Here is a 21,357-nt window from a genome sequence, read left to right as displayed (position 1 = left end):
TCACTTTTATCATATGGTAAATGAAACGTGGATGAGCGCGTACAAGAAAGGATATGTAAGAAAATAGGCGAATTATTGCGAATGTTGGAGCGTGAAAATCGTAATTTCAGGTTTTGACATAAATCGGAATGGGACACGTGTTCTTCCAAGGCCTCGATTGACATAGAGAGCTAAATCTTGAATCGTATAGAAGCCCTCAACATAGTTTTTAGCAAGTGATGGGGTAATAATAGCGCCTACAAAAGGAATTTGTACTTGTCCGCCATGGCTATGACCAGAAAGTTGCAAGTTAACTGGATACTTCGCTATTTGAGGTGCAATATCTGGCTCGTGAACAAGAACAATGTTATAAGTGTGTTCCCTTGCGTGCTGTAGTGTCGCCTCTATTTTTGGTTTACCTAGTAGTATATCATCGAGCCCGAAAATGGAGATTTCACTATTATCCAGTAGACGAATTTTCTTTTCGCTATTTAGTAATAGTTCAAATCCAGATTCACGCATGATGTGCTCGTAGTATTCCGTCCCATATCCACCGTGATCGTGGTTACCATAAATAGAAAATTTACCGAAGGGTGCTTGTATATTTTTTAAAATAGATGCAACGAAAGGAGTGTCAGTATATGTTTGATAATTATCAATGAGATCACCAGTAAAAAGAACAATATCTGGCTTTACATCATTAATTTTAGAAACGATTTGAGATAAATGTTGGAGAGAGAAATAGTATCCAAGATGTAAATCGCTAAATTGAAGAATCTTCATACCATGAAAACTTTTTGGTATGAGCTGTGATGTAAGTGTATGTTCTGTCAAAGCGAGTAAATGAGGCTCAATATATTTAGCGTAATAGTATCCGATACTAGTGGTTATAAATGAATATAGACAAGTGCGCATGCCAACTTTTAAAAAATCTCTTCTTGTAATTTTCTTCATAAAAATATGAGTATACCTATTTGACTTATATTACATATGTTTGTTACATTTGCAGGTTACTCAAATCTCCTTTCAGTTTATTTAAAATATATTTTAAATAATAAAAAAGTAGTATAGATTACGAAATAAACAAATGAAAAGAAACCTCTTTACGTTAAAATATCAGAAAAGTTTAAAAATATAAAGATTTCTATCAAATAAAATGATAAAATGAATGTGTATTCATTTTTTGGAGGGGATGTATGTGAAAGAAAAGGTAGTTATTATAACAGGTGGATCAAGCGGAATGGGAAAAGGAATGGCAATTCGTTTTGCAAAAGAAGGGGCACGAGTTGTTATTACAGGACGTACAAAGGAAAAACTAGAGGAAACAAAGTTGGAAATTGAACAATTTCCAGGACAAATATTACCTGTACAAATGGATGTAAGGAGTACGGACGATATTCAGAAAATGATTGAACAGATTGATGAGAAGTTTGGCCGAATTGATATTTTAATAAATAATGCAGCTGGAAACTTTATTTGTCCAGCAGAAGATTTATCCGTAAATGGCTGGAATTCGGTCATTAATATTGTGTTAAATGGTACATTTTACTGTAGCCAGGCTGTCGGAAAATATTGGATTGAAAAAGGGATAAAAGGGAATATCATTAACATGGTAGCAACATATGCATGGGATGCAGGTCCAGGAGTTATTCATTCGGCTGCAGCGAAGGCTGGAGTATTAGCAATGACGAAGACGCTTGCTGTTGAGTGGGGACGTAAATATGGAATACGAGTAAATGCTATCGCACCAGGACCAATTGAACGTACGGGCGGTGCTGATAAATTATGGATTTCAGAAGAAATGGCTAAGCGTACGATACAAAGTGTTCCGCTTGGAAGGCTGGGTACGCCAGAAGAAATCGCAGGTTTAGCTTATTATTTATGTTCAGATGAAGCTGCGTACATAAATGGAACTTGCATGACAATGGATGGAGGACAACATTTACATCAATATCCATTTTAAAAGGGATGAGAAAATGAATGTTGATTCATTTTTCTACGGTTAAATGTGACGGAATTGTGACATATGAAAGAAAGGTGTTTACAAGAGGTCATATATACGTTATATTTAAGACCTCTTTTTTCTTCATAGTAGAATTGCTAATTCCCCTTAGCATTTTACCCCTCTAATCCCTTCAGGAAAACTGAAGGGATTTTTTATTATTTTTCCGTAAATATCATGTTATAATTTTTGAAAAGTAAAGGGAGGGAAGCACGTTGATAGATGCATTAGATGTAATGAGTAACTTGGATAAAGTCCTTCCTTATTATCAAGCTATTTTTAGTGCTGATGAGCATACTGTAATCGGATATGAAGTAGTAGGACGTATTCAAACAGAAGAGGGCATACAAAGTTTAGCTTCTTTCTTTCATGATGATTCTATTCCAAGTGAGTTTCAACTGGAAGCGGACAATATTATAGTAGAAAAAGCTTTAAATCGTTATTTAGAAAGTGATCAAAAACTATTATTATTTATACATCGGAATGCTAACGTATTAATGAACGATGATGATGAAAGTTTACTTCAACTTTTATTGATGTATGAAGAGCAAGGTTTAAATTTGAAACACATTGTTTTAGAAATTACAGAACATGAATGCAAAGAAGATATAGAGCAATTTAATCATTTGCTTATGTATTATCGTACATATGGTATTCAAATTTCGATTAATAAAGTCGGAACGGGTACAAGTAATTTAGAACGTATTAGCGTGTTAGCGCCAGATATTTTAAAAGTAGATTTAACAAACTTAAGGCAAACTGCACTTTTACAATCTTATCAAGATATTTTATATTCTTTATCATTACTTGCTAGAAGAATTGGTGCGACATTGTTGTATGAAGAGATAGATGCTTTTTATCAACTACAATATGCTTGGAAAAACGGTGGTAGATATTATCAAGGGAATTATTTGAAAGAGTGCTTACCTGATTTTATTGAAACGAACGTTTTGAAAGAACGACTTGGTAATGAGTGTCATCAATTTATTCAACATGAGAAGAAGAAATTACAAAAAATTTATAATTTAACAGAAATGTTACGTGATCGAATTGGTGATGTTCTAGCCAAACAGAAAAAGAATGAAGATATAAATGATTGGTTATTACAATTTAGCCAAAGTGTATCACAGTATAGTTTCCGCATATTTATTTGTAACGAAGATGGTTTCCAACAATCAGGAAACGTTATGAAAAAAGATGGGGAATGGATTGTGATGCCCGAGTATTATATGAAAAACTGGAGTTGGCGTCCGTATTTTCTAGAAAATATTATGAAAATGCGTTTTGAGAATAAGGCAAGACTTTCAGATTTATATGCTGATATTGAAACCGGTGAGATGGTACGAACATTTTCTTTCCCAATTGATGATGAAAACTTTTTATTTATAGATTTATCGTATGAATATTTATATGAAGAAGATGTTTTATTTTAATGCACGAAGAGATTCGTGCATTTTTTGTTTGTTTTTATCATAAATTGGTAATAGTGAAAATGGTGATGAAAATGCTGTCTATCGTTGTAAAGATTTTACGAACGAAACCAGCCCTTTCTTGGCATAATCATTGTTACAATGAATACTACAAAGACAAGTTCTCTTAAAAGGAAGGTGAAAAAATGAGGAAATATGGAATATGGTTAGTTCTATTTGTATGCGTTGCCTTTCTAGTTGGTTATAGTGTCACAACTGTTTTAGGTAAAGAGGAAGTGAAAATCGATCAGAAAGAAGTGTTTACAACGATACAAAAAGGCTATGAAACCCAATTCTCAATTCGTGGGAAGCATTTGCCGATGAATAAGATGATAGAAACGTTATCACCATATTTTACAGAGAATTTCCTTCAAGTATTTACAGATGAAAATAGTAGAAGTGATAAACAAAGTGGTGAATATTTACTTCCGGCAAAAGAAGCACCGTTTTCTTTTCATTCAGAAACGAAAATGTCATATGATGAAGAGCATAAAATTTTATATGTATATGAGCGGGCAAAAAGTGGACAATATCAAATTGTAACATTGCAAAGAGATCAAGGGAAATGGAAAATGGCTGGATATCATGAAAGTCAAGAACTTTTAACTGAAATAAAAAGATTACAACAATTATAAAGTAAAATTTTAATTGGTGGGGGATATTCACTTCTAACTGAGTAATAGCCTGCACCAATTGGGCTATTACTACCCACAAATATTGAATAAGAATAGGCCTTCACCTATTCTTATTCAATATTGAGTAGCTGTTGTAATTTTTCAATTTGAAAACCAGCAACAACTTCTCCATCAATTACAACTGTTGGAGTTGAATATGAATCATAGTCATATAAAAGACGATTGCGTGCAGCAGCGTCTTTTTTTACGTCAAATTCTTCATATACAACGTTATTATGCTTTAAAAATTCTTTCACAATGACACATGGCGGACAATCAGGTTGTGTGTAAACCTCAATTTTTTTCATTGTAATTCCTCCTTTTTTCTGTTTTTTATTATATTCTTCCAGTATAAAAATCGCAATAAAGAAGGGAAAAGATGTTCTTTCTGTTTTTTCCTTCGCATTTCGACAAATTTTTAGTTGAGTTTCTGGCCAATAACCTTTATCCTAGACTGTGGAACATTTTTTCTGTTATGACGGATAGAATGAGTATAGCTGTAAAACCTATTGGTAGGAAGATCAGAGAAAGGAGAGATTTCATGTCTCTACTCCAAGGAATTTTAACTCGACTTGTTAGTCTACAAGAACAAGCTGAAAGCGGTGAAGTAGCACAACGCTATTTTGAAGTGAACGGTGAGCGCAAATGTAGCGTGAAATTTTTCGATAAAAGTGAAATGTATGAGTTAGAAGTGTATCAACAAGGTGAAAAACCTCAAGTGTATCAATTCGATAATATCGACATGGTTGCAATTGAGATTTACGATATCATTTCTTGATACATATAAAAAAGGTGTTGCCATATGGCAACACCTTTTTTAGTTCTATTACTTTTTAGCATATATGTATAGGGATTTTTCATTTTTCCTACAATGGTAATAAAGTAACATTGTAATCAGTAGGGATTCTTCGTCCTATACTGATTATTAGCCATCACCAATTAGTTGTTTACAGATAGCAAAAGCGTGATAAAGATAACGAGGAGGTGTGTTGTATGGAACGTTTACCAGTTGTGATTTGTCCTAAATGTCACAATTCTGCTGAGATTATTCATGTATTAACGGCTCAATCGAATCAAAATGTAATTTATACGTGCCAAGTTTGCCAGTATGTAATTCGAAATATTGAAACGAATAAAGGATAGGAAGTTATAATTTTTATTTTTGTCCCATACAATGAGAATACGAAAAGTCTGTCTAATTGAAAGGACGTGACTATGTGGCCGGTGAACATACATTTTATAATGTTTCAGAGAGACATTTAAATTTTGATATGGTCTTTAGCCGTATTTGTAGCTTCATTGAAAAGGATCCACGAAATTTGTATCGCTTATCTATTGGGACAGACTCACAGGCACATCAAAAGGATACGAGGTTTATTACGGCAATTCATATTCATCGCGTTGGAAAAGGTGCCTGGGGGTGTTTACACCATAAATCAGTGAAAGATAAGCCAGCAACTTTACGTGAGAAAATATATTTAGAGACGCAGTTTAGCCAAGAAATCGCATGCCTATTTACTCCAAAACATATACAAACAATATGGGATTTATTGCATCCATATGCTCAAGATGGGGCTGGATTTATAATGGAAATTCACTTGGATATCGGAAATGATGGTTTAACAAAAGAATTTATTCTAGATATGACAGCGAAAATTCAAGCGATGGGATTAACTGCAAAAATTAAGCCAGATGCTTATGCGGCGTTTAGTTATGCAAATCGATATACGAAATAAAAAACAATTTTTATATATCTTTCACTAAAAACTGAATATTACATCTATTAAATAGGCTGGAAATTTTATATAATAAGAGTAACGATGCGAGTATAAGGAGAGGGGTATATGAAAAGGGAAGTTGTTTTAACAGAAGAAGAAGAGAGTTTGTTACTAGATATTTTATTTCAGCAAAATTATGCGAGTGAAATTTTAGCTGTGGAACTTACAGATATTGAGAATGGTTTAAAACGGACAGATGTGACGCAATATAAAAAAATTACAAGGTTATTTTACAGATTAAAAAATAAGGGGTATTAAGCGCTACCGGAATGGTAGTCTTTTTTTGTGTTGTATGCTAAAATAGCTGTGTAATTTTGTTTTTATTGAAATAAAGTAAGGACAAAATAATAATATGAAAACGCTATCATAAAATGTGAATAGAGTCGGTGATTAAAAGTAGGAAAAAGGGAAGATGGGGGATGTAACATGATTAGTATTCCGAAAGACGAGTTTCAACAAATTTTTGTGAAAGATTTAATGATTTCATCAGAAAAAGTAGCACATGTCCAAATGGGGAATGGTTTAGAGCATGCTTTACTCGTTCTTGTGAAATCTGGATATTCGGCGATACCTGTTTTAGACCCGATGTATAAATTGCACGGGTTAATTAGTACTGCTATGATTTTAGACGGTATGTTAGGGCTAGAGCGCATTGAGTTTGAAAGACTTGACGAAATGAAAGTAGAACAGGTGATGAAGGAAGACATTCCGGTTCTTAAGTTAGAAGATTCATTTGCGAAAGCTTTAGAAATGACAATTGATCATCCTTTTATTTGCGCTGTTAATGAAGAGGGATATTTTGAGGGGATTTTAACACGTCGAGCTATTTTAAAATTGTTGAATAAAAAAGTAAGACAACATAATCGATAATGTGAGAAAAGTGACTTCATAGAAGCGGAGAAGTCACTTTTTTTCGTGCATATCAGTTGTGTATGTATTATATTTAAAAAGATAAAAAATATAAGAGTATATAGTTAAATTAAGGATGAAAAGCTTATTGAGATAAGGTGTATGGAAGCTAAGGAAAGAGGGAGAAAGTTGCAAATTGATGATTTTCAAATGATGGTTGTGTTAGCTCAGGAATCAAATATGAGAAAAGCGGCGGAACGTTTATTTGTTTCACAACCTGCGCTTAGTCAACGATTACAATCTATGGAGAAGCAATGGGGAATGAAGTTTTTTATTCGCTCACAAAAAGGATTGACAATTACACCTGAAGGGGAAAAAGTCGCAAATTATGCAAAAGAGATGCTACAAAAAGAAGAGGATATTAAAAGTGAGCTAGCTGTTTTTAGAACAGAAACTCACGGAACGTTAAAAATAGCTGTTGCATCAGTTATTGGTCAATATTGGCTTCCGCCCGTTTTGAAGAAGTTTGTACATAAATACCCTTCTGTGAAAATATCGCTGTTTACTGGCTGGAGTAGTGAAGTGCAAAAGCAATTTTATGAAGGGGACGTTCATGTTGCTATATTGAGAGGCACACAAGAATATAAAGGTCAGAAACAACAATTATTTGAAGATGAACTTTATTTAGTGGACAAAGAAATAAAAGATATTTCGATGTTAAAAGAAACAAATAGACCATTTATTCAATTTAAAAGTGATTCGACTTATTATGGACAAATACAAAATTGGTGGTATGGTTTATTTTCTAATCCGCCTAAGAGAACAATTGTGGTTGATCAAATTGAGACTTGCAAACAACTCGTTTTAAATGGTATAGGTTATGCTCTTTTACCTTCTACTGTTTTAAAAGAAGTACAGGAAAATATGTATAAAACACCTGTTCAATTAACGAGAGAAACATGGTTATTGACGAGTGAATCGGCCAGACAATTGAAGCAAGTACGGGCGTTTTTAGAAATTATAGAAGAAATTCAAATGGAAAAATAGGATTATTATCTTGCTACTCGCTCTATCGTTTGGTAGAGTAACATTATAAATGGATTTAGGAGGCAACAAGAATGAAAATGATGGACGCTAACGAAATTATTTCGTTTATTCAAAAAAGTGAAAAGAAAACTCCTGTAAAGGTATACATAAAAGGGGATTTAAAAGAAGTAACATTCCCTGAAACGGTACAAGCATTTGTAAATAAAAAGTCTGGTGTATTATTTGGAGAATGGTCTGATATTAAGACAATTCTTGATGAAAATAGCAAGCACATTGTTGATTACGTTGTTGAAAATGACCGTCGTAATTCTGCGATTCCAATGCTTGATTTAAAAGGTATTAAAGCTCGTATTGAGCCAGGCGCGATTATTCGTGACCACGTTGAAATCGGCGACAACGCTGTTATTATGATGAATGCAACAATTAATATCGGTGCTGTAATTGGTGAAGGTACTATGATTGACATGAACGCGGTACTTGGTGGACGTGCAACAGTTGGTAAGAACTGTCACGTAGGTGCGGGTGCAGTACTTGCAGGTGTTATTGAGCCGCCGTCAGCAAAACCAGTTATTGTTGAAGATGATGTTGTAATTGGTGCTAACGTAGTTGTGTTAGAAGGCGTTACAGTAGGTAAAGGTGCAGTTGTAGCAGCAGGCGCTGTTGTAACAGAAGATGTGCCTCCATATACAGTTGTTGCGGGTACTCCAGCACGTGTAATTAAAGAGATTGATGAGAAGACAAAAGCAAAAACTGAAATTAAACAAGAGCTTCGTCAATTAAACCCAGAGAAATAAAAACAAAAAAAGCGTAAGAGCATAACTGGCTCTTACGCTTTTTATAGATAGAGGTGCAAAAATGGCAGTAAGCAAATTCATTCAAATACGTAGAGACTTACACAAAATACCGGAAATTGGATTTAAAGAGTGGAAAACACAACAGTATATTTTAGATTACATAGGAACGCTTTCGAATGAGTATGTGGAAGTGAAAGTATGGAAAACGGGTGTCATTGTTAAAGTAAATGGAAAGAATCCAGAAAAAATTATTGGTTATCGTGCAGATATAGACGGTTTACCAATTACCGAAGAAACTGGATATGAATTCGCTTCTATTCATGAAGGAATGATGCATGCATGTGGACATGATTTACATACAACAATCGGTTTAGGCCTTCTAACAGCAGCTGTAACAGAGCGAATAGATGATGACCTTGTGTTTCTATTCCAACCAGCTGAAGAAGGTCCAGGAGGGGCTCTTCCTATGTTAGAGAGTGAAGAGTTAAAAGAATGGAAGCCGAATATAATTCTTGGCCTTCATATTGCACCTGAATATGCTGTAGGAACAATTGCAACAAAAGAGGGGCTATTATTTGCGAATACATCAGAGTTATATGTTGATTTAAAGGGGAAAGGTGGACATGCAGCCTACCCGCATACTGCAAATGATATGATTGTTGCAGCAAGTCACCTTGTTACACAACTTCAATCCGTTATTAGTCGTAATGTGAATCCTCTTGATAGTGCAGTAATTACAATCGGAAAAATAACAGGTGGTACAGTTCAAAATATCATAGCAGAAAAGTCTCGGTTAGAAGGAACGATCCGAACGTTATCAGTGGAATCAATGAGTCGTGTTAAAAGTAGGATTGAGGCAATTGTTGCAGGTATAGAAGCTTCCTTTCAATGTGAAGCCGCCATTGACTACGGGGCGATGTATCATCAAGTATATAACCATGAAGCATTAACGAGAGAGTTTATGCAGTTTGTAAGTGAACAAACTGATATGAATGTAATTACATGTACTGAGGCAATGACAGGAGAAGATTTTGGTTATATGCTTCAAGAGATTCCTGGATTTATGTTTTGGCTTGGGGTAAATTCAGAATATGGTTTACACCATGCAAAATTAAAACCAGATGAAGAGGCTATTGAGAAAGCTATCGCATTTTTAGATCAATATGTGAAGTGGAAAGGGACTAGAAAGTAAACTTGCTCGCCAAATTTGCAAAAATTTAAAGTGGGTACTTGTTAGTTCCAAGATGGAAACATCTTTTATATTTGTTTTGGATATTCATCGGCATACAAATGGATAAAGTAATGAGCAGTGGTTTTGAGCCGCTGCTCATTATTCATTATCGCTTATTGAGAAGATGGTTAGTTAACTAGCTTATATATGTTTACATTTCGTGTAAAAAGTGTGTAAAATCAATGTGAAACATAGAAAAAAGGGTGGGGAATTACGTGCAAATTAGCAGTGCAATCTTGTGTTTCGTCTTATATGCGTATGTAATTATTGCGGCGGTGTATTTTGGGATAAGTTTTTATGCCTACCGTTTAGTAGATAATCATGAATATGACGAAACATATAAATGGGTGAAGAGATATTTATCACCTGTATTAGAAATTATGAATGGGTTTGTGCTTTTTTTATTTATTGGATTGATTGCTTTCTCAACGAGTTTAGTAGGGAATAAAACGACATTATTTGTACTAGGTATCATTATTTTTATGTTGTTAGGAATACGGATTGGTAACACGGTGTTTTGGAATGAAAGAAAAGTAGATGGTTGGACTGGAATGCTAATCCCGTGTATGTTAGCGGCTATTGTGACAAACATAGAGCATGAGTATTATCAATTGCATTTTTGGCTTATTATCGTTTTAACAATTCTTTCAGTTTTGTATATAAGTACGGTAGTACTAACATACATTGCACATGAAAAAGGTGATGTTAAAGGAACTCTCTTCTTTAGAGGACGAGCATTATTTTGGAGTGTGCCAACGATGGCGGTTATAGGGATTATTGCGATATTAGTAAATGGATATCAATTTACTAATTGGCAACTATTTTTAGAAAATTGGTGGATTTTCATCATTTCGTTTATCGCTTTTTTAGGCGCAACACATTATTTATTCCATCAACATCATTATATATTGGCATTACTATTCGCATTTACACAATTATTATTTGCTTTCTTCGGACAAGAAACGTTATTATTCGTTTTTGAAACATTTAGTTCATTTGGAAATATATTTGTATTTGGTATGTTAATTTTCAGTATAGCATTTTATTTACAACAGTATTTTTATATGCAAAAACAAAAATAAGAATGATATACAGGTTTTTGTAGCAAATCTAAAGTATGTTACAATAAAAATACATAGTATTCGATGTTATTGGAGGAATTCCTGTGGGTGAAAAAGAGAAAGAATTTGCTGTCATTGGGCTTGGACGTTTTGGTGGAAGTATTTGCCGAGAACTTGCTCAATTAGGTATGGAAGTAATGGCAATTGATTCAGATGAGGATAAAATTAATGAGTTTGCAAATATAGCTTCACATGCTGTAATTGCAGATTCGACAGATGAGATGGTATTAAAAAGTCTTGGTATTCGTAATTTTGACCATGTAGTCGTTGCTATTGGAGACAATTTAAATTCAAGTATTTTAACAACATTAATTCTGAAAGAGTTAGGTGTAAAAAATATTACTGTAAAAGCTCAAAATGATTACCATGAAAAAGTGTTAAGTAAAATAGGGGCAGATCACATTGTGCACCCAGAGCGTGATATGGGAAAAAGGATTGCTAATAATATTGCATCAAGTAATGTATTAGACTATCTTGAGCTTTCAGATGAGCATAGTATTGTAGAGATTATTGCAAATAAAAAAATTGATGGTCATTCTTTAATCGAATTAGATATTCGTGCGAAGTTTGGATTGAATATTGTAGCGATTAAACGTGGTAAAGAAGTTATTGTATCTCCTCGAGCTACGGAAAATATTCAAGCGGGAGATATATTAATTGTAATTGGTCATGACGATGAAGTAGATCGTTTTAAACACTTTTTAAGATAAGAGAAAAGGACAATACCATGAAGGTATTGTCCTTTTTCTTATATTTCCATAATGATTGGTAAAATCATTGGGCGACGTTTCGTTTTTTCATATAGGAATGGTGCTAATGTGTCTGTAATTTCATTTTTAATTTCAGACCATTGTGTTGTTTTACGCTCCATTACTTTTTCTAAATGAGTTGTAATTAATGTTTGAGCATCATTAATTAAATCACTACTTTCGCGCATATACACGAAACCACGTGAGATAATATCAGGTCCTGCTGCAACTTTAAACTCTTTCATATCAATGCTTACAACTACAATAACAAGTCCTTCTTCAGAAAGAATACGACGATCGCGTAATACGATATTACCGATATCTCCAATACCATTTCCGTCAATATAGACAGATCCGGATGGTATTTTACCAGCTACGCTTGCTTCATCTGAACGAAGAGCAAGAACATCTCCATTATCCATGATGAAACAGTTTTCTTCTGGAATACCACAATCATTTGCTAACTTCATATGCATACGTTGCATACGATATTCACCATGAATTGGCATGAAATACTTCGGTTTAATTAGACGAAGCATTAGTTTTTGTTCTTCTTGTCCACCGTGTCCACTTGTATGAATGTTTGACAGTTTTCCGTGGATTACATCAGCACCAGCACGATACAACATGTTAATTGTACGGCTTACACTAATTGTGTTACCAGGGATTGGTGAAGAAGAGAAAACAACTGTGTCGCCAGGAATGATTTGAATTTGACGATGAGTACCATTAGCAATACGTGAAAGTGCTGCCATTGGTTCACCTTGACTACCTGTACATAAAATAACAACTTTATTAGCCGGTAGGCGGTTTAGTTGAGATGTATCTATGAATGTATCTTTCGGACAGCGAATATAACCGAGGTTTTGTCCGATTTCAATCGCTGCTTCCATACTGCGACCGAACACAGCAACTTTACGATTGTTTTCAACAGCCGCTTCAACAACTTGTTGTAGACGATGGATATTTGATGCAAAGGTTGCGAAGATAATACGACCTTCTACTTTGCGGAAAATATCTTGAATACTATCACCAACACGGCGCTCAGACATTGTAAAGTTTGGAACTTCACTGTTTGTACTGTCAGATAAGAGACAAAGTACACCGTCTTTTCCGATTTCAGCCATTTTTGTTAAGTCAGCTGGTTCACCAACTGGTGTGAAATCAAATTTGAAATCACCAGTATGAACAACTTGTCCTTGAGGTGTTTTCACAACAACTCCGTATGAATCTGGGATACTGTGAGTTGTACGGAAGAAGGAAACAGATGTCTTTTTAAATTTAATAACATCATCTTCTTGAATTTCATAAAGTTTTGCTTTACGAAGTAATCCGTGCTCTTCTAATTTGTTTTTGATTAGCGCAATTGCTAATTTCCCGCCATAAATCGGGATGTTTACTTGACGTAATAAGTAAGGAATTCCACCGATATGATCTTCGTGACCATGTGTAATGAATAATCCTTTAATTTTATCTTCGTTTCGCACAAAGTAAGTGTAATCTGGTATTACATAATCGATTCCGAGGAGTTCGTCTTCTGGGAATTTAATTCCAGCATCAATAATAATAATTTCATCTTGAAATTGAACAGCATATGTATTTTTACCGATTTCACCAAGTCCACCTAAAGCAAAAACGGCAGCCTGATCATTCTTTAGAAATTTCATATGACTATACGATTTCCGCTAATGTTAAATCAGCGTTTTCTTTTTCATATTCAAGATGAGCACCAGTAACAGACTGAACGAACTCGATATTATATGCGAACTTATTTAATTTCTTACGAACATCCTTTTCAGACGTAGCCTCTAAATATAAAACTTTTGTATTTTCACGTACTGGAACCTCAGTCATTTTGTCTTGATAAAATACTTTAAAAATCATTTGGAAAACCTCTCCTTGTCTATGTTTTGCATTATCTGTTACTTATTATAAAGCAAACAGTCACGATTTTCATGTTTTTTCGAATGAGAATGAAGAAAAAGCCCGAAATGGGCACAATTTAAGCGATTGTCTTTTTACGGACTAGACCTTTTAAATAACGCTTGAGCTTTTTCTTCAGCTTCTTCAGCATGATTACTCCTTCCTTTCCTTATTTTAAACATGCATATTACTAGTGAAAACTCCGCCTCTGATATAAGAAAGAAGACAACAGGGAATGTTGAATCTTGTCCTTTCTCATACAGGGAAAGTTATTCTATAGCAACGATTAGTAGCCGTTAGTTATAGGTATAGTATGAGAAAGAATAGAAAAGAAAATTCATACGAACAAGTATCCACATTTTTTACTAATATATATATGCAGGTTTCATAAATAAGGTCAGAAAGTGAACGCTTTCTTCACAGATGTTTAATATGTTATACTTTTTTTTAGAATTTGAAAAGCGATAATCAAAATGGGAATATAGAGTAACAGAAAGGATTTTGACAAATGAATGATAAAATTGTCTTTTTTGATATTGATGGAACATTATTAGATCATGATAAGAAGATTCCGCAATCTACACGAGATGCAGTAAGACATTTACAAGAAAAAGGCGTGCATGTAGCAATTGCGACAGGACGTGCGCCATTTATGTTTGAAGATATTCGTGAGGAACTCAATATACACAATTATGTTAGCTTTAATGGGCAGTACGTTGTATTTGAAGATGAGGTAGTATTTAATAACCCGTTACATCCAGCTGCCTTACATAAGTTTACTCAATTTGCAAAACAAGAAGGATATCCACTTGTATATCTTGATCATCAAGAAATGAGAGCATCAGTGGAATATCATGATTATGTGAAAGAAGGTTTTGGAAGCTTAAATTTTGAGCATCCGGCATATGAACCTGATTTCTATGAGAAACGTAATATTTATCAAACGCTTCTTTTCTGTGAAGTGAATGAAGAGGAAAAGTTTATTAATCAGTATCCAGACTTTCATTTTATTCGCTGGCATGCATATTCAATGGATATTATTCCAAATGGTGGTTCGAAGGCAAAAGGAATAGAGAAATTCATTGAAAAATTAGGATTTAACCGTGAACAAGTGTATGCATTTGGAGATGGCTTAAATGATTTAGAAATGATTGAAGCAGTTGGGACAGGTATTGTGATGGGGAACGGTCATGAAGACTTGAAAAAACTTGCAAATCATGTGACGAAGGATGTTAGTGAAGACGGCATATATCATGGCTTAAAATGGGCTGGATTGCTATAAGTGAATATGGAACCCATTTCATATAAAAAAGGCGGAAGAATTACTCCCGCCTTTTTTATTATCGCTCTAGAGGTTTTGAATCGTCAGGAGCAGCAAATGGATTTTCTTTATTAATGTGGTCATAGAACATAACACCATTTAAATGGTCAATCTCATGCTGAAATACGATTGCTGGTAAACCTTTTAAACGTAATTTTAATTCCTCGCCGTTGATAGATGTTGCTTTCACTGTAATTCTTGTGTAACGAGGGACATAACCAGGTACTTCGCGGTCTACTGATAGACAGCCTTCCCCACTTTGTAAAAATGTACGTTCAACAGAATGACTAATGATTTTTGGGTTGAATAATGCATGACTATATAACGTACCGTCCGTATCTGTTACGTGAACTGCAATCATTTTCTTTGAAATACCGATTTGCGGAGCAGCTAATCCGATTCCAGGGCGTAAACTATATTTTTCAGCCATTTCAGGATCTTGGCTATTGATTACAAATTCAATCATTTCTTTAAGGGCAGTTGTATCTTCTTCGCTCGCCGGCATTGATACCTCTTCTGCAACGTTTCGCAAAATAGGATCCCCTTCGCGAATGACATCTTTCATTGTAAGCATATGTAATCTCTCCTTTCTTCTTTAGTCTACCAAAGGAGATGAAAAAAGTCATCGACAAGTAGGGAAGCACTTTGGAAAGCGTTTTTACTATAGAATATTTATGTATGTAATAAAAAAACAGACGGCAAAGCCGTCTGTTTTTTTCCATAGTTGTTTCATTTTACATTAGCGAATGCAAGCAGCACCAACGATAATTAAAAGAATAAACAACACAACGATTAAGGCGAAGCCGCGTCCAGACCCACCACAAGAATCGCCATAACCGTAGGAAGGATATGAACAAGTTGGATAGCAATATGAGTATCCGTACATGAGATGACCTCCTTTATCATTTCCCGCTAATATTGCGGTTACTATAATGTATGGAGGGAAGAGTAGAAATGTATGGGTAATTACCTATAAAAGGAAGAAGAGTTTGTATATTTTTGTTAAGAAGAGAGAAAAACTAAAAAGAATTAAATCGTTTACATATTATTCTAAGAGAAAAAACAAGTTAAAAAGGGAATAATATAACAGCAGGTTAATGCTTACTAATACAGATGTGAAAAATAAAAACACGTTTGTGTAGAAGAAACCTGCAGATTATTTATAAAAAAACGTATTCAAAGTAATTGACATCGTAATTAGAATAGTTGTAAACTAAAAAACGTGATCAAGATTGTATTAATATGTTTCTGAAAAAACATTAGTACAGATTGTTAGGTACACAAAATTATTCTCAACCGACAGATAAATTTGTTGGTTTACATTGTTGCGTTTTCAGTCTAGCTAATAGATAGTGAAAGCGTTTCAGAATATGGTTCAAGAGAGGAAGAGGTGAACGGAATGGGTACTAAAACAAAAAAGACCCTATTTAATGTTGATGAGCAAATGAAAGCTATCGCAGCTCAATTTGAGACATTACAAATTTTAAATGAAAAAGGCGAAGTTGTGAATGAAGCAGCTATGCCTGAATTATCAGATGATCAATTAAAAGAATTAATGCGCCGTATGGTGTATACTCGCGTACTAGATCAACGTTCTATTTCTTTAAACCGTCAAGGACGTTTAGGTTTCTACGCACCAACAGCTGGACAAGAGGCTTCTCAATTAGCAAGTCATTTCGCACTTGAAGCAGAAGATTTCATCTTACCAGGATATCGTGATGTGCCACAATTAGTATGGCACGGTTTACCATTATACCAAGCATTCTTATTCTCTCGTGGACATTTCATGGGTAACCAAATGCCTGAGAATGTAAATGCACTTGCTCCACAAATCATTATCGGTGCGCAAATCATCCAAACTGCTGGTGTTGCGTTAGGTATGAAACTACGTGGTAAAAAATCTGTTGCAATTACTTACACTGGTGACGGTGGTGCTTCACAAGGTGACTTCTACGAAGGTATGAACTTTGCAGGTGCTTTCAAAGCTCCAGCAATCTTCGTTGTACAAAACAACCGTTATGCAATCTCTACTCCAGTAGAAAAGCAATCTGCAGCTAAAACTGTAGCACAAAAAGCAGTAGCAGCAGGTATTTACGGAATTCAAGTAGACGGTATGGATCCATTAGCTGTATACGCAGCAACTGCTTTCGCTCGTGAGCGTGCAGTAAATGGCGAAGGCCCTACTTTAATCGAGACTTTAACATTCCGTTACGGTCCACATACAATGGCTGGTGATGACCCAACTCGTTACCGTACAAAAGATATCGAGAACGAATGGGAACAAAAAGATCCAATCGTACGCTTCCGTGCATTCTTAGAAAACAAAGGCCTATGGTCTCAAGAAGTTGAAGAGAAAGTAATCGAAGAAGCAAAAGAAGATATCAAACAAGCAATTGCTAAGGCTGACCAAGCTCCAAAACAAAAAGTTACTGATTTAATGGAAATCATGTACGAAAAAATGCCTTACAACTTAGCTGAACAATATGAAATTTACAAAGAAAAGGAGTCGAAGTAAGCCATGGCTCAAATGACAATGATTCAAGCAATCACTGATGCTTTACGCGTTGAAATGAAAAATGACCCTAACGTACTTGTGTTTGGTGAAGACGTTGGTGTAAACGGCGGTGTATTCCGTGCTACTGAAGGTTTACAAGCTGAATTCGGTGAAGATCGTGTAATGGATACTCCACTTGCAGAGTCTGGTATTGGTGGACTTGCAGTTGGACTTGCATTAGAAGGTTTCCGTCCAGTTCCAGAAATCCAATTCTTCGGTTTCGTTTATGAAGTAATGGATTCAATTTCTGGTCAATTAGCTCGTATGCGTTACCGTTCTGGTGGACGTTGGACTGCTCCAGTAACAGTTCGTTCTCCATTCGGTGGCGGTGTTCATACTCCTGAACTACATGCTGATAGCTTAGAAGGATTAGTGGCTCAACAACCTGGTCTAAAAGTTGTTATTCCATCTACTCCATACGATGCAAAAGGTCTTTTAATCTCTGCGATTCGTGACAACGATCCAGTTATCTACTTAGAGCATATGAAATTGTACCGTTCATTCCGTCAAGATGTACCAGAAGGCGAATACACAATTGATTTAGGCAAAGCTGATATCAAACGTGAAGGTACAGATGTATCTGTTATCGCTTACGGTGCTATGGTTCACGCTGCATTAAAAGCTGCTGAAGAACTTGAAAAAGAAGGTATCTCTTTAGAGGTTGTTGACTTACGTACAGTTCAACCATTAGATATCGAAACAATCATCGCTTCTGTTGAAAAAACAGGCCGCGTAGTTGTAGTTCAAGAAGCGCAAAAACAAGCTGGTATTGCAGCTAACGTTGTAGCGGAAATTAACGACCGTGCAATCTTAAACTTAGAAGCTCCAGTTGTACGTGTTGCAGCTGCTGATACAGTATTCCCATTCTCTCAAGCTGAGAGCGTATGGTTACCAAACCATAAAGATATTGTTGAAGCTGTTAACAAAGTAATGAACTTCTAATTTTTAGCTTTTCATGTGCAAAAGAAATCAGCACATGCTGGTTTCTTTTGTACATATTCCATAATAATGATATGAATCAGGGGGCTGAATTCCGTGGCATTTGAATTTAAACTACCAGATATCGGTGAAGGTATCCACGAAGGTGAAATCGTAAAATGGTTTATTAAACCAGGCGATGAAGTAAACGAAGACGATGTACTTCTTGAAGTACAAAATGATAAAGCAGTAGTAGAAATCCCTTCTCCTGTTAAAGGTAAAGTACTTGAAGTACTTGTAGAAGAAGGAACAGTTGCAATTGTAGGAGATACATTAATTAAATTTGATGCTCCTGGATACGAAAACCTTAAATTTAAAGGTGACGATCATGACGAAGCTCCAAAAGCTGAAGAAGCAGCAGTAGAAGCTCCAGCAGTGGAAGCTACTCCAGCAGCAACTGCAGAAGTAGTAAATGAGCGCGTAATCGCTATGCCATCTGTTCGTAAATATGCTCGTGAAAACGGCGTAGACATTCATAAAGTAGCTGGTTCTGGTAAGAACGGCCGTATCGTTAAAGCTGACATCGATGCATTTGCAAATGGTGGACAAGCAGTAGCAGCAACTGAGGCTCCAGCAGCAGTAGAAGCTACTCCAGCAGCAGCGAAAGAAGAAGCAGCACCAAAAGCACAACCTATCCCAGCTGGTGAATATCCAGAAACTCGTGAGAAAATGAGTGGTATCCGTAAAGCGATTGCGAAAGCAATGGTTAACTCTAAGCACACAGCTCCTCACGTAACATTAATGGATGAAGTTGATGTAACTGAGCTTGTTGCTCACCGTAAGAAGTTCAAAGCTGTTGCAGCTGACAAAGGTATTAAATTAACTTACCTTCCATACGTTGTTAAAGCTTTAACATCTGCATTACGTGAATTCCCAATGTTGAATACTGCTTTAGACGATGCTTCTCAAGAAATCGTTCATAAACATTACTTCAACATCGGTATCGCAGCTGATACAGACAAAGGTCTATTAGTACCAGTTGTTAAAGATACAGATCGTAAATCAATCTTCACTATTTCTAACGAGATCAATGATCTTGCTGGTAAAGCACGTGAAGGTCGTTTAGCTCCGGCTGAAATGAAAGGTGCTTCTTGCACAATTACAAACATTGGTTCTGCAGGTGGACAATGGTTCACTCCAGTTATCAACCACCCAGAAGTAGCAATCCTTGGTATCGGCCGTATCGCTGAGAAGCCAGTTGTGAAAAACGGTGAAATCGTTGCAGCTCCAGTATTAGCATTATCTCTAAGCTTTGACCATCGTTTAATTGACGGCGCAACTGCTCAAAAAGCATTAAACCAAATTAAACGTCTATTGAATGACCCACAATTATTAGTAATGGAGGCGTAATAACAATGGTAGTAGGAGATTTCCCAATTGAATTAGATACAGTCGTTGTTGGTGCAGGTCCTGGTGGATACGTTGCGGCAATTCGTGCAGCACAATTAGGTCAAAAGGTAGCAATCATTGAAAAAGCTAACCTTGGTGGCGTATGCTTAAACGTTGGATGTATTCCTTCAAAAGCGTTAATCAATGCAGGTCATCGTTATGAGAATGCAATGCATTCTGATGACATGGGTATCACTGCAGAGAACGTAAAAGTTGACTTTACAAAAGTTCAAGAATGGAAAAACGGCGTAGTTAAGAAATTAACTGGCGGTGTTGAAGGCCTTCTTAAAGGTAACAAAGTTGAAATCATTCGCGGTGAAGCTTACTTCGTAGATGCTAACACATTACGCGTAATGACTGAAGATGCAGCTCAAACGTATACGTTTAAAAATGCTGTTCTTGCAACTGGTTCTACACCAATCGAAATTCCAGGATTCAAATACTCTAAACGTGTTATCAACTCTACAGGTGCTTTAAGCTTACCTGAAATTCCTAAAAAACTTGTTGTAATCGGCGGCGGTTACATCGGTATGGAATTAGGAACTGCATATGCTAACTTCGGTACAGAAGTTACTGTAGTAGAAGCTGGCGACGAAATCTTAGCTGGTTTCGAAAAAGCTATGAGCTCTGTTGTTAAACGTGCTCTTCAAAAGAAAGGTAACGTTAATATCCATACAAAAGCTATGGCTAAAGGCGTTGAAGAAACAGAAACTGGCGTAAAAGTTAGCTTTGAAGTTAAAGGTGAAATCCAAACTGTAGAAGCAGATTACGTATTAGTAACTGTAGGTCGTCGTCCAAACACTCAAGAAATCGGTCTTGAGCAAGTTGGGGTTAAAATGACTGACCGCGGCATCATCGAAATCGATGAGCAATGTCGTACAAACGTACCAAACATCTATGCAATCGGTGATATCGTTCCTGGACCACCATTAGCTCACAAAGCTTCTTACGAAGGTAAAGTAGCTGTTGAAGCAATTAGTGGCCATGCATCAGCAATCGATTACATCGGAATTCCTGCAGTATGCTTCACTGATCCAGAATTAGCATCTGTTGGTTACACTAAGAAACAAGCAGAAGAAGCAGGAATGACAGTAGCTGTATCTAAGTTCCCATTCGCTGCTAACGGTCGTGCGTTATCATTAAACAGCACTGACGGTTTCCTACAACTTGTAACACGTAAAGAAGACGGTCTTCTTGTAGGTGCTCAAGTTGCAGGTGCAGGCGCTTCTGATATTATCTCTGAGATTGGTTTAGCTATCGAAGCAGGAATGACTGCAGAAGATATCGCTCAAACAATCCATGCTCACCCAACATTAGGTGAGATTACAATGGAAGCAGCTGAAGTTGCTCTTGGAATGCCAATTCACATTGTAAAATAATTTAAGTAATGAAAATAGCCCATCTCTTATTTAAAGAGATGGGCTATTTTTTATTTTAATAAAATGGCTTGCAAGGTCTTTAAATGTACTTGTCGAATGAATATATAATACTTTAAATGA

Annotated in this window: 23 protein-coding genes and 1 pseudogene; 18 read left to right on the top strand and 6 right to left on the bottom strand. The window is 35.7% G+C overall.

All coding sequences use genetic code 11. The features are described from left to right. Positions 1-72 precede the first annotated feature (72 nt). On the bottom strand, positions 73-933 hold the full coding sequence (locus MHB74_RS19540) for a metallophosphoesterase (protein ID WP_061678290.1): 861 nt from the start codon (positions 931-933) through the stop codon (positions 73-75). A gap of 244 nt (positions 934-1,177) precedes the next feature. On the opposite strand from MHB74_RS19540, the gene fadH reads away from it, so the two are divergent. From fadH to MHB74_RS19525, 3 genes are all read left to right on the top strand, one after another. After that, complete coding sequence (gene fadH, locus MHB74_RS19535) at positions 1,178-1,942, top strand: 2,4-dienoyl-CoA reductase (protein ID WP_061678289.1); 765 nt, start codon at positions 1,178-1,180, stop codon at positions 1,940-1,942. Positions 1,943-2,196: 254 nt separating this feature from the next. Continuing rightward, a complete protein-coding gene (locus MHB74_RS19530) occupies positions 2,197-3,414 on the top strand; it encodes an EAL domain-containing protein (protein WP_000564301.1) in 1,218 nt (405 codons plus the stop codon). Positions 3,415-3,596: 182 nt separating this feature from the next. Continuing rightward, entirely contained in the window at positions 3,597-4,085 is a 489-nt protein-coding gene (locus MHB74_RS19525) for a DUF3993 domain-containing protein (protein WP_061678288.1), read from the top strand. Between the two features lie 110 nt (positions 4,086-4,195). Here MHB74_RS19525 and MHB74_RS19520 read toward each other — a convergent pair whose 3' ends face one another. Further along, entirely contained in the window at positions 4,196-4,432 is a 237-nt protein-coding gene (locus MHB74_RS19520) for a glutaredoxin family protein (RefSeq protein WP_000717880.1), read from the bottom strand. A 233-nt stretch (positions 4,433-4,665) separates the two neighbouring features. Here MHB74_RS19520 and MHB74_RS19515 point away from each other — a divergent pair, with 233 nt between their 5' ends. The 10 genes from MHB74_RS19515 to MHB74_RS19470 all read left to right on the top strand — a co-directional run bounded on the left by MHB74_RS19515 (position 4,666) and on the right by MHB74_RS19470 (position 11,654). Next, positions 4,666-4,902, top strand: a complete 237-nt coding sequence (locus MHB74_RS19515) for a YkuJ family protein (RefSeq protein WP_000055151.1) — start codon at positions 4,666-4,668, stop codon at positions 4,900-4,902. Between the two features lie 215 nt (positions 4,903-5,117). Next, a complete protein-coding gene (locus MHB74_RS19510; RefSeq protein WP_061678287.1) occupies positions 5,118-5,267 on the top strand; it encodes a hypothetical protein in 150 nt (49 codons plus the stop codon). A 74-nt stretch (positions 5,268-5,341) separates the two neighbouring features. Continuing rightward, a complete protein-coding gene (locus MHB74_RS19505) occupies positions 5,342-5,860 on the top strand; it encodes a ribonuclease H-like YkuK family protein (RefSeq protein WP_000896653.1) in 519 nt (172 codons plus the stop codon). 108 nt (positions 5,861-5,968) lie between these two features. Further along, positions 5,969-6,160 carry an antirepressor AbbA gene (gene abbA, locus MHB74_RS19500; protein ID WP_000818083.1) on the top strand — a complete coding sequence of 64 codons (192 nt, stop codon included), beginning with the start codon at positions 5,969-5,971 and terminating at the stop codon, positions 6,158-6,160. A 168-nt stretch (positions 6,161-6,328) separates the two neighbouring features. Further along, a complete protein-coding gene (gene cbpB, locus MHB74_RS19495; protein WP_016086509.1) occupies positions 6,329-6,772 on the top strand; it encodes a cyclic-di-AMP-binding protein CbpB in 444 nt (147 codons plus the stop codon). 141 nt (positions 6,773-6,913) lie between these two features. Beyond that, entirely contained in the window at positions 6,914-7,798 is an 885-nt protein-coding gene (locus MHB74_RS19490; protein ID WP_061678286.1) for a LysR family transcriptional regulator, read from the top strand. A 71-nt stretch (positions 7,799-7,869) separates the two neighbouring features. Continuing rightward, complete coding sequence (gene dapD, locus MHB74_RS19485; protein ID WP_061678285.1) at positions 7,870-8,592, top strand: 2,3,4,5-tetrahydropyridine-2,6-dicarboxylate N-acetyltransferase; 723 nt, start codon at positions 7,870-7,872, stop codon at positions 8,590-8,592. A 61-nt stretch (positions 8,593-8,653) separates the two neighbouring features. Next, positions 8,654-9,784 carry an N-acetyldiaminopimelate deacetylase gene (locus tag MHB74_RS19480; RefSeq protein WP_061678284.1) on the top strand — a complete coding sequence of 377 codons (1,131 nt, stop codon included), beginning with the start codon at positions 8,654-8,656 and terminating at the stop codon, positions 9,782-9,784. A gap of 254 nt (positions 9,785-10,038) precedes the next feature. Next, positions 10,039-10,905: a hypothetical protein gene (locus MHB74_RS19475; RefSeq protein ID WP_061678283.1), complete on the top strand. Its 867-nt coding sequence runs from the start codon at positions 10,039-10,041 to the stop codon at positions 10,903-10,905. An 83-nt stretch (positions 10,906-10,988) separates the two neighbouring features. Next, positions 10,989-11,654 carry a potassium channel family protein gene (locus tag MHB74_RS19470; protein ID WP_000504032.1) on the top strand — a complete coding sequence of 222 codons (666 nt, stop codon included), beginning with the start codon at positions 10,989-10,991 and terminating at the stop codon, positions 11,652-11,654. Positions 11,655-11,692: 38 nt separating this feature from the next. Here the strand turns inward: MHB74_RS19470 and rnjA are convergent, their stop codons facing one another. Beyond that, the gene (rnjA, locus tag MHB74_RS19465; RefSeq protein WP_000670372.1) at positions 11,693-13,360 is read right to left on the bottom strand and encodes a ribonuclease J1; all 1,668 of its coding nucleotides are present in this window, start codon (positions 13,358-13,360) and stop codon (positions 11,693-11,695) included. Positions 13,361-13,364: 4 nt separating this feature from the next. Further along, positions 13,365-13,577 (bottom strand): DNA-dependent RNA polymerase subunit epsilon, encoded by a 213-nt coding sequence (locus MHB74_RS19460; protein ID WP_000576434.1) that lies wholly within the window; start codon positions 13,575-13,577, stop codon positions 13,365-13,367. A 547-nt stretch (positions 13,578-14,124) separates the two neighbouring features. Here MHB74_RS19460 and MHB74_RS19455 point away from each other — a divergent pair. Beyond that, positions 14,125-14,898, top strand: coding sequence for a Cof-type HAD-IIB family hydrolase (locus MHB74_RS19455; protein ID WP_061678282.1), 774 nt, complete (start codon positions 14,125-14,127; stop codon positions 14,896-14,898). 58 nt (positions 14,899-14,956) lie between these two features. On the opposite strand, the gene def is transcribed toward MHB74_RS19455, so the two are convergent. Together def and MHB74_RS29230 are read right to left on the bottom strand one after the other, a co-directional pair. Further along, positions 14,957-15,511 (bottom strand): peptide deformylase, encoded by a 555-nt coding sequence (def, locus tag MHB74_RS19450; RefSeq protein WP_061678281.1) that lies wholly within the window; start codon positions 15,509-15,511, stop codon positions 14,957-14,959. Between the two features lie 165 nt (positions 15,512-15,676). Next, positions 15,677-15,757 (bottom strand): annotated as a pseudogene (locus MHB74_RS29230) (YjcZ family sporulation protein); the annotation flags it as partial. A gap of 579 nt (positions 15,758-16,336) precedes the next feature. Here MHB74_RS29230 and pdhA point away from each other — a divergent pair. From pdhA to lpdA, 4 genes are all read left to right on the top strand, one after another. Next, positions 16,337-17,452: a pyruvate dehydrogenase E1 component subunit alpha gene (pdhA, locus tag MHB74_RS19440; protein WP_000536893.1), complete on the top strand. Its 1,116-nt coding sequence runs from the start codon at positions 16,337-16,339 to the stop codon at positions 17,450-17,452. Positions 17,453-17,455: 3 nt separating this feature from the next. After that, a complete protein-coding gene (gene pdhB, locus MHB74_RS19435) occupies positions 17,456-18,433 on the top strand; it encodes a pyruvate dehydrogenase complex E1 component subunit beta (RefSeq protein WP_000068166.1) in 978 nt (325 codons plus the stop codon). A 93-nt stretch (positions 18,434-18,526) separates the two neighbouring features. Then, positions 18,527-19,819 carry a pyruvate dehydrogenase complex dihydrolipoyllysine-residue acetyltransferase gene (pdhC, locus tag MHB74_RS19430; protein WP_061678279.1) on the top strand — a complete coding sequence of 431 codons (1,293 nt, stop codon included), beginning with the start codon at positions 18,527-18,529 and terminating at the stop codon, positions 19,817-19,819. Positions 19,820-19,824: 5 nt separating this feature from the next. After that, the gene (lpdA, locus tag MHB74_RS19425) at positions 19,825-21,237 is read left to right on the top strand and encodes a dihydrolipoyl dehydrogenase (RefSeq protein WP_061678278.1); all 1,413 of its coding nucleotides are present in this window, start codon (positions 19,825-19,827) and stop codon (positions 21,235-21,237) included. Positions 21,238-21,357: the final 120 nt, after the last annotated feature.

It is taken from the genome of Bacillus sp. FSL K6-0069, assembly GCF_038007785.1.
Classification (GTDB): Bacteria; Bacillota; Bacilli; order Bacillales; family Bacillaceae_G; genus Bacillus_A; species Bacillus_A mobilis.
This window is presented reverse-complemented; position numbering and strand designations above follow the sequence as displayed.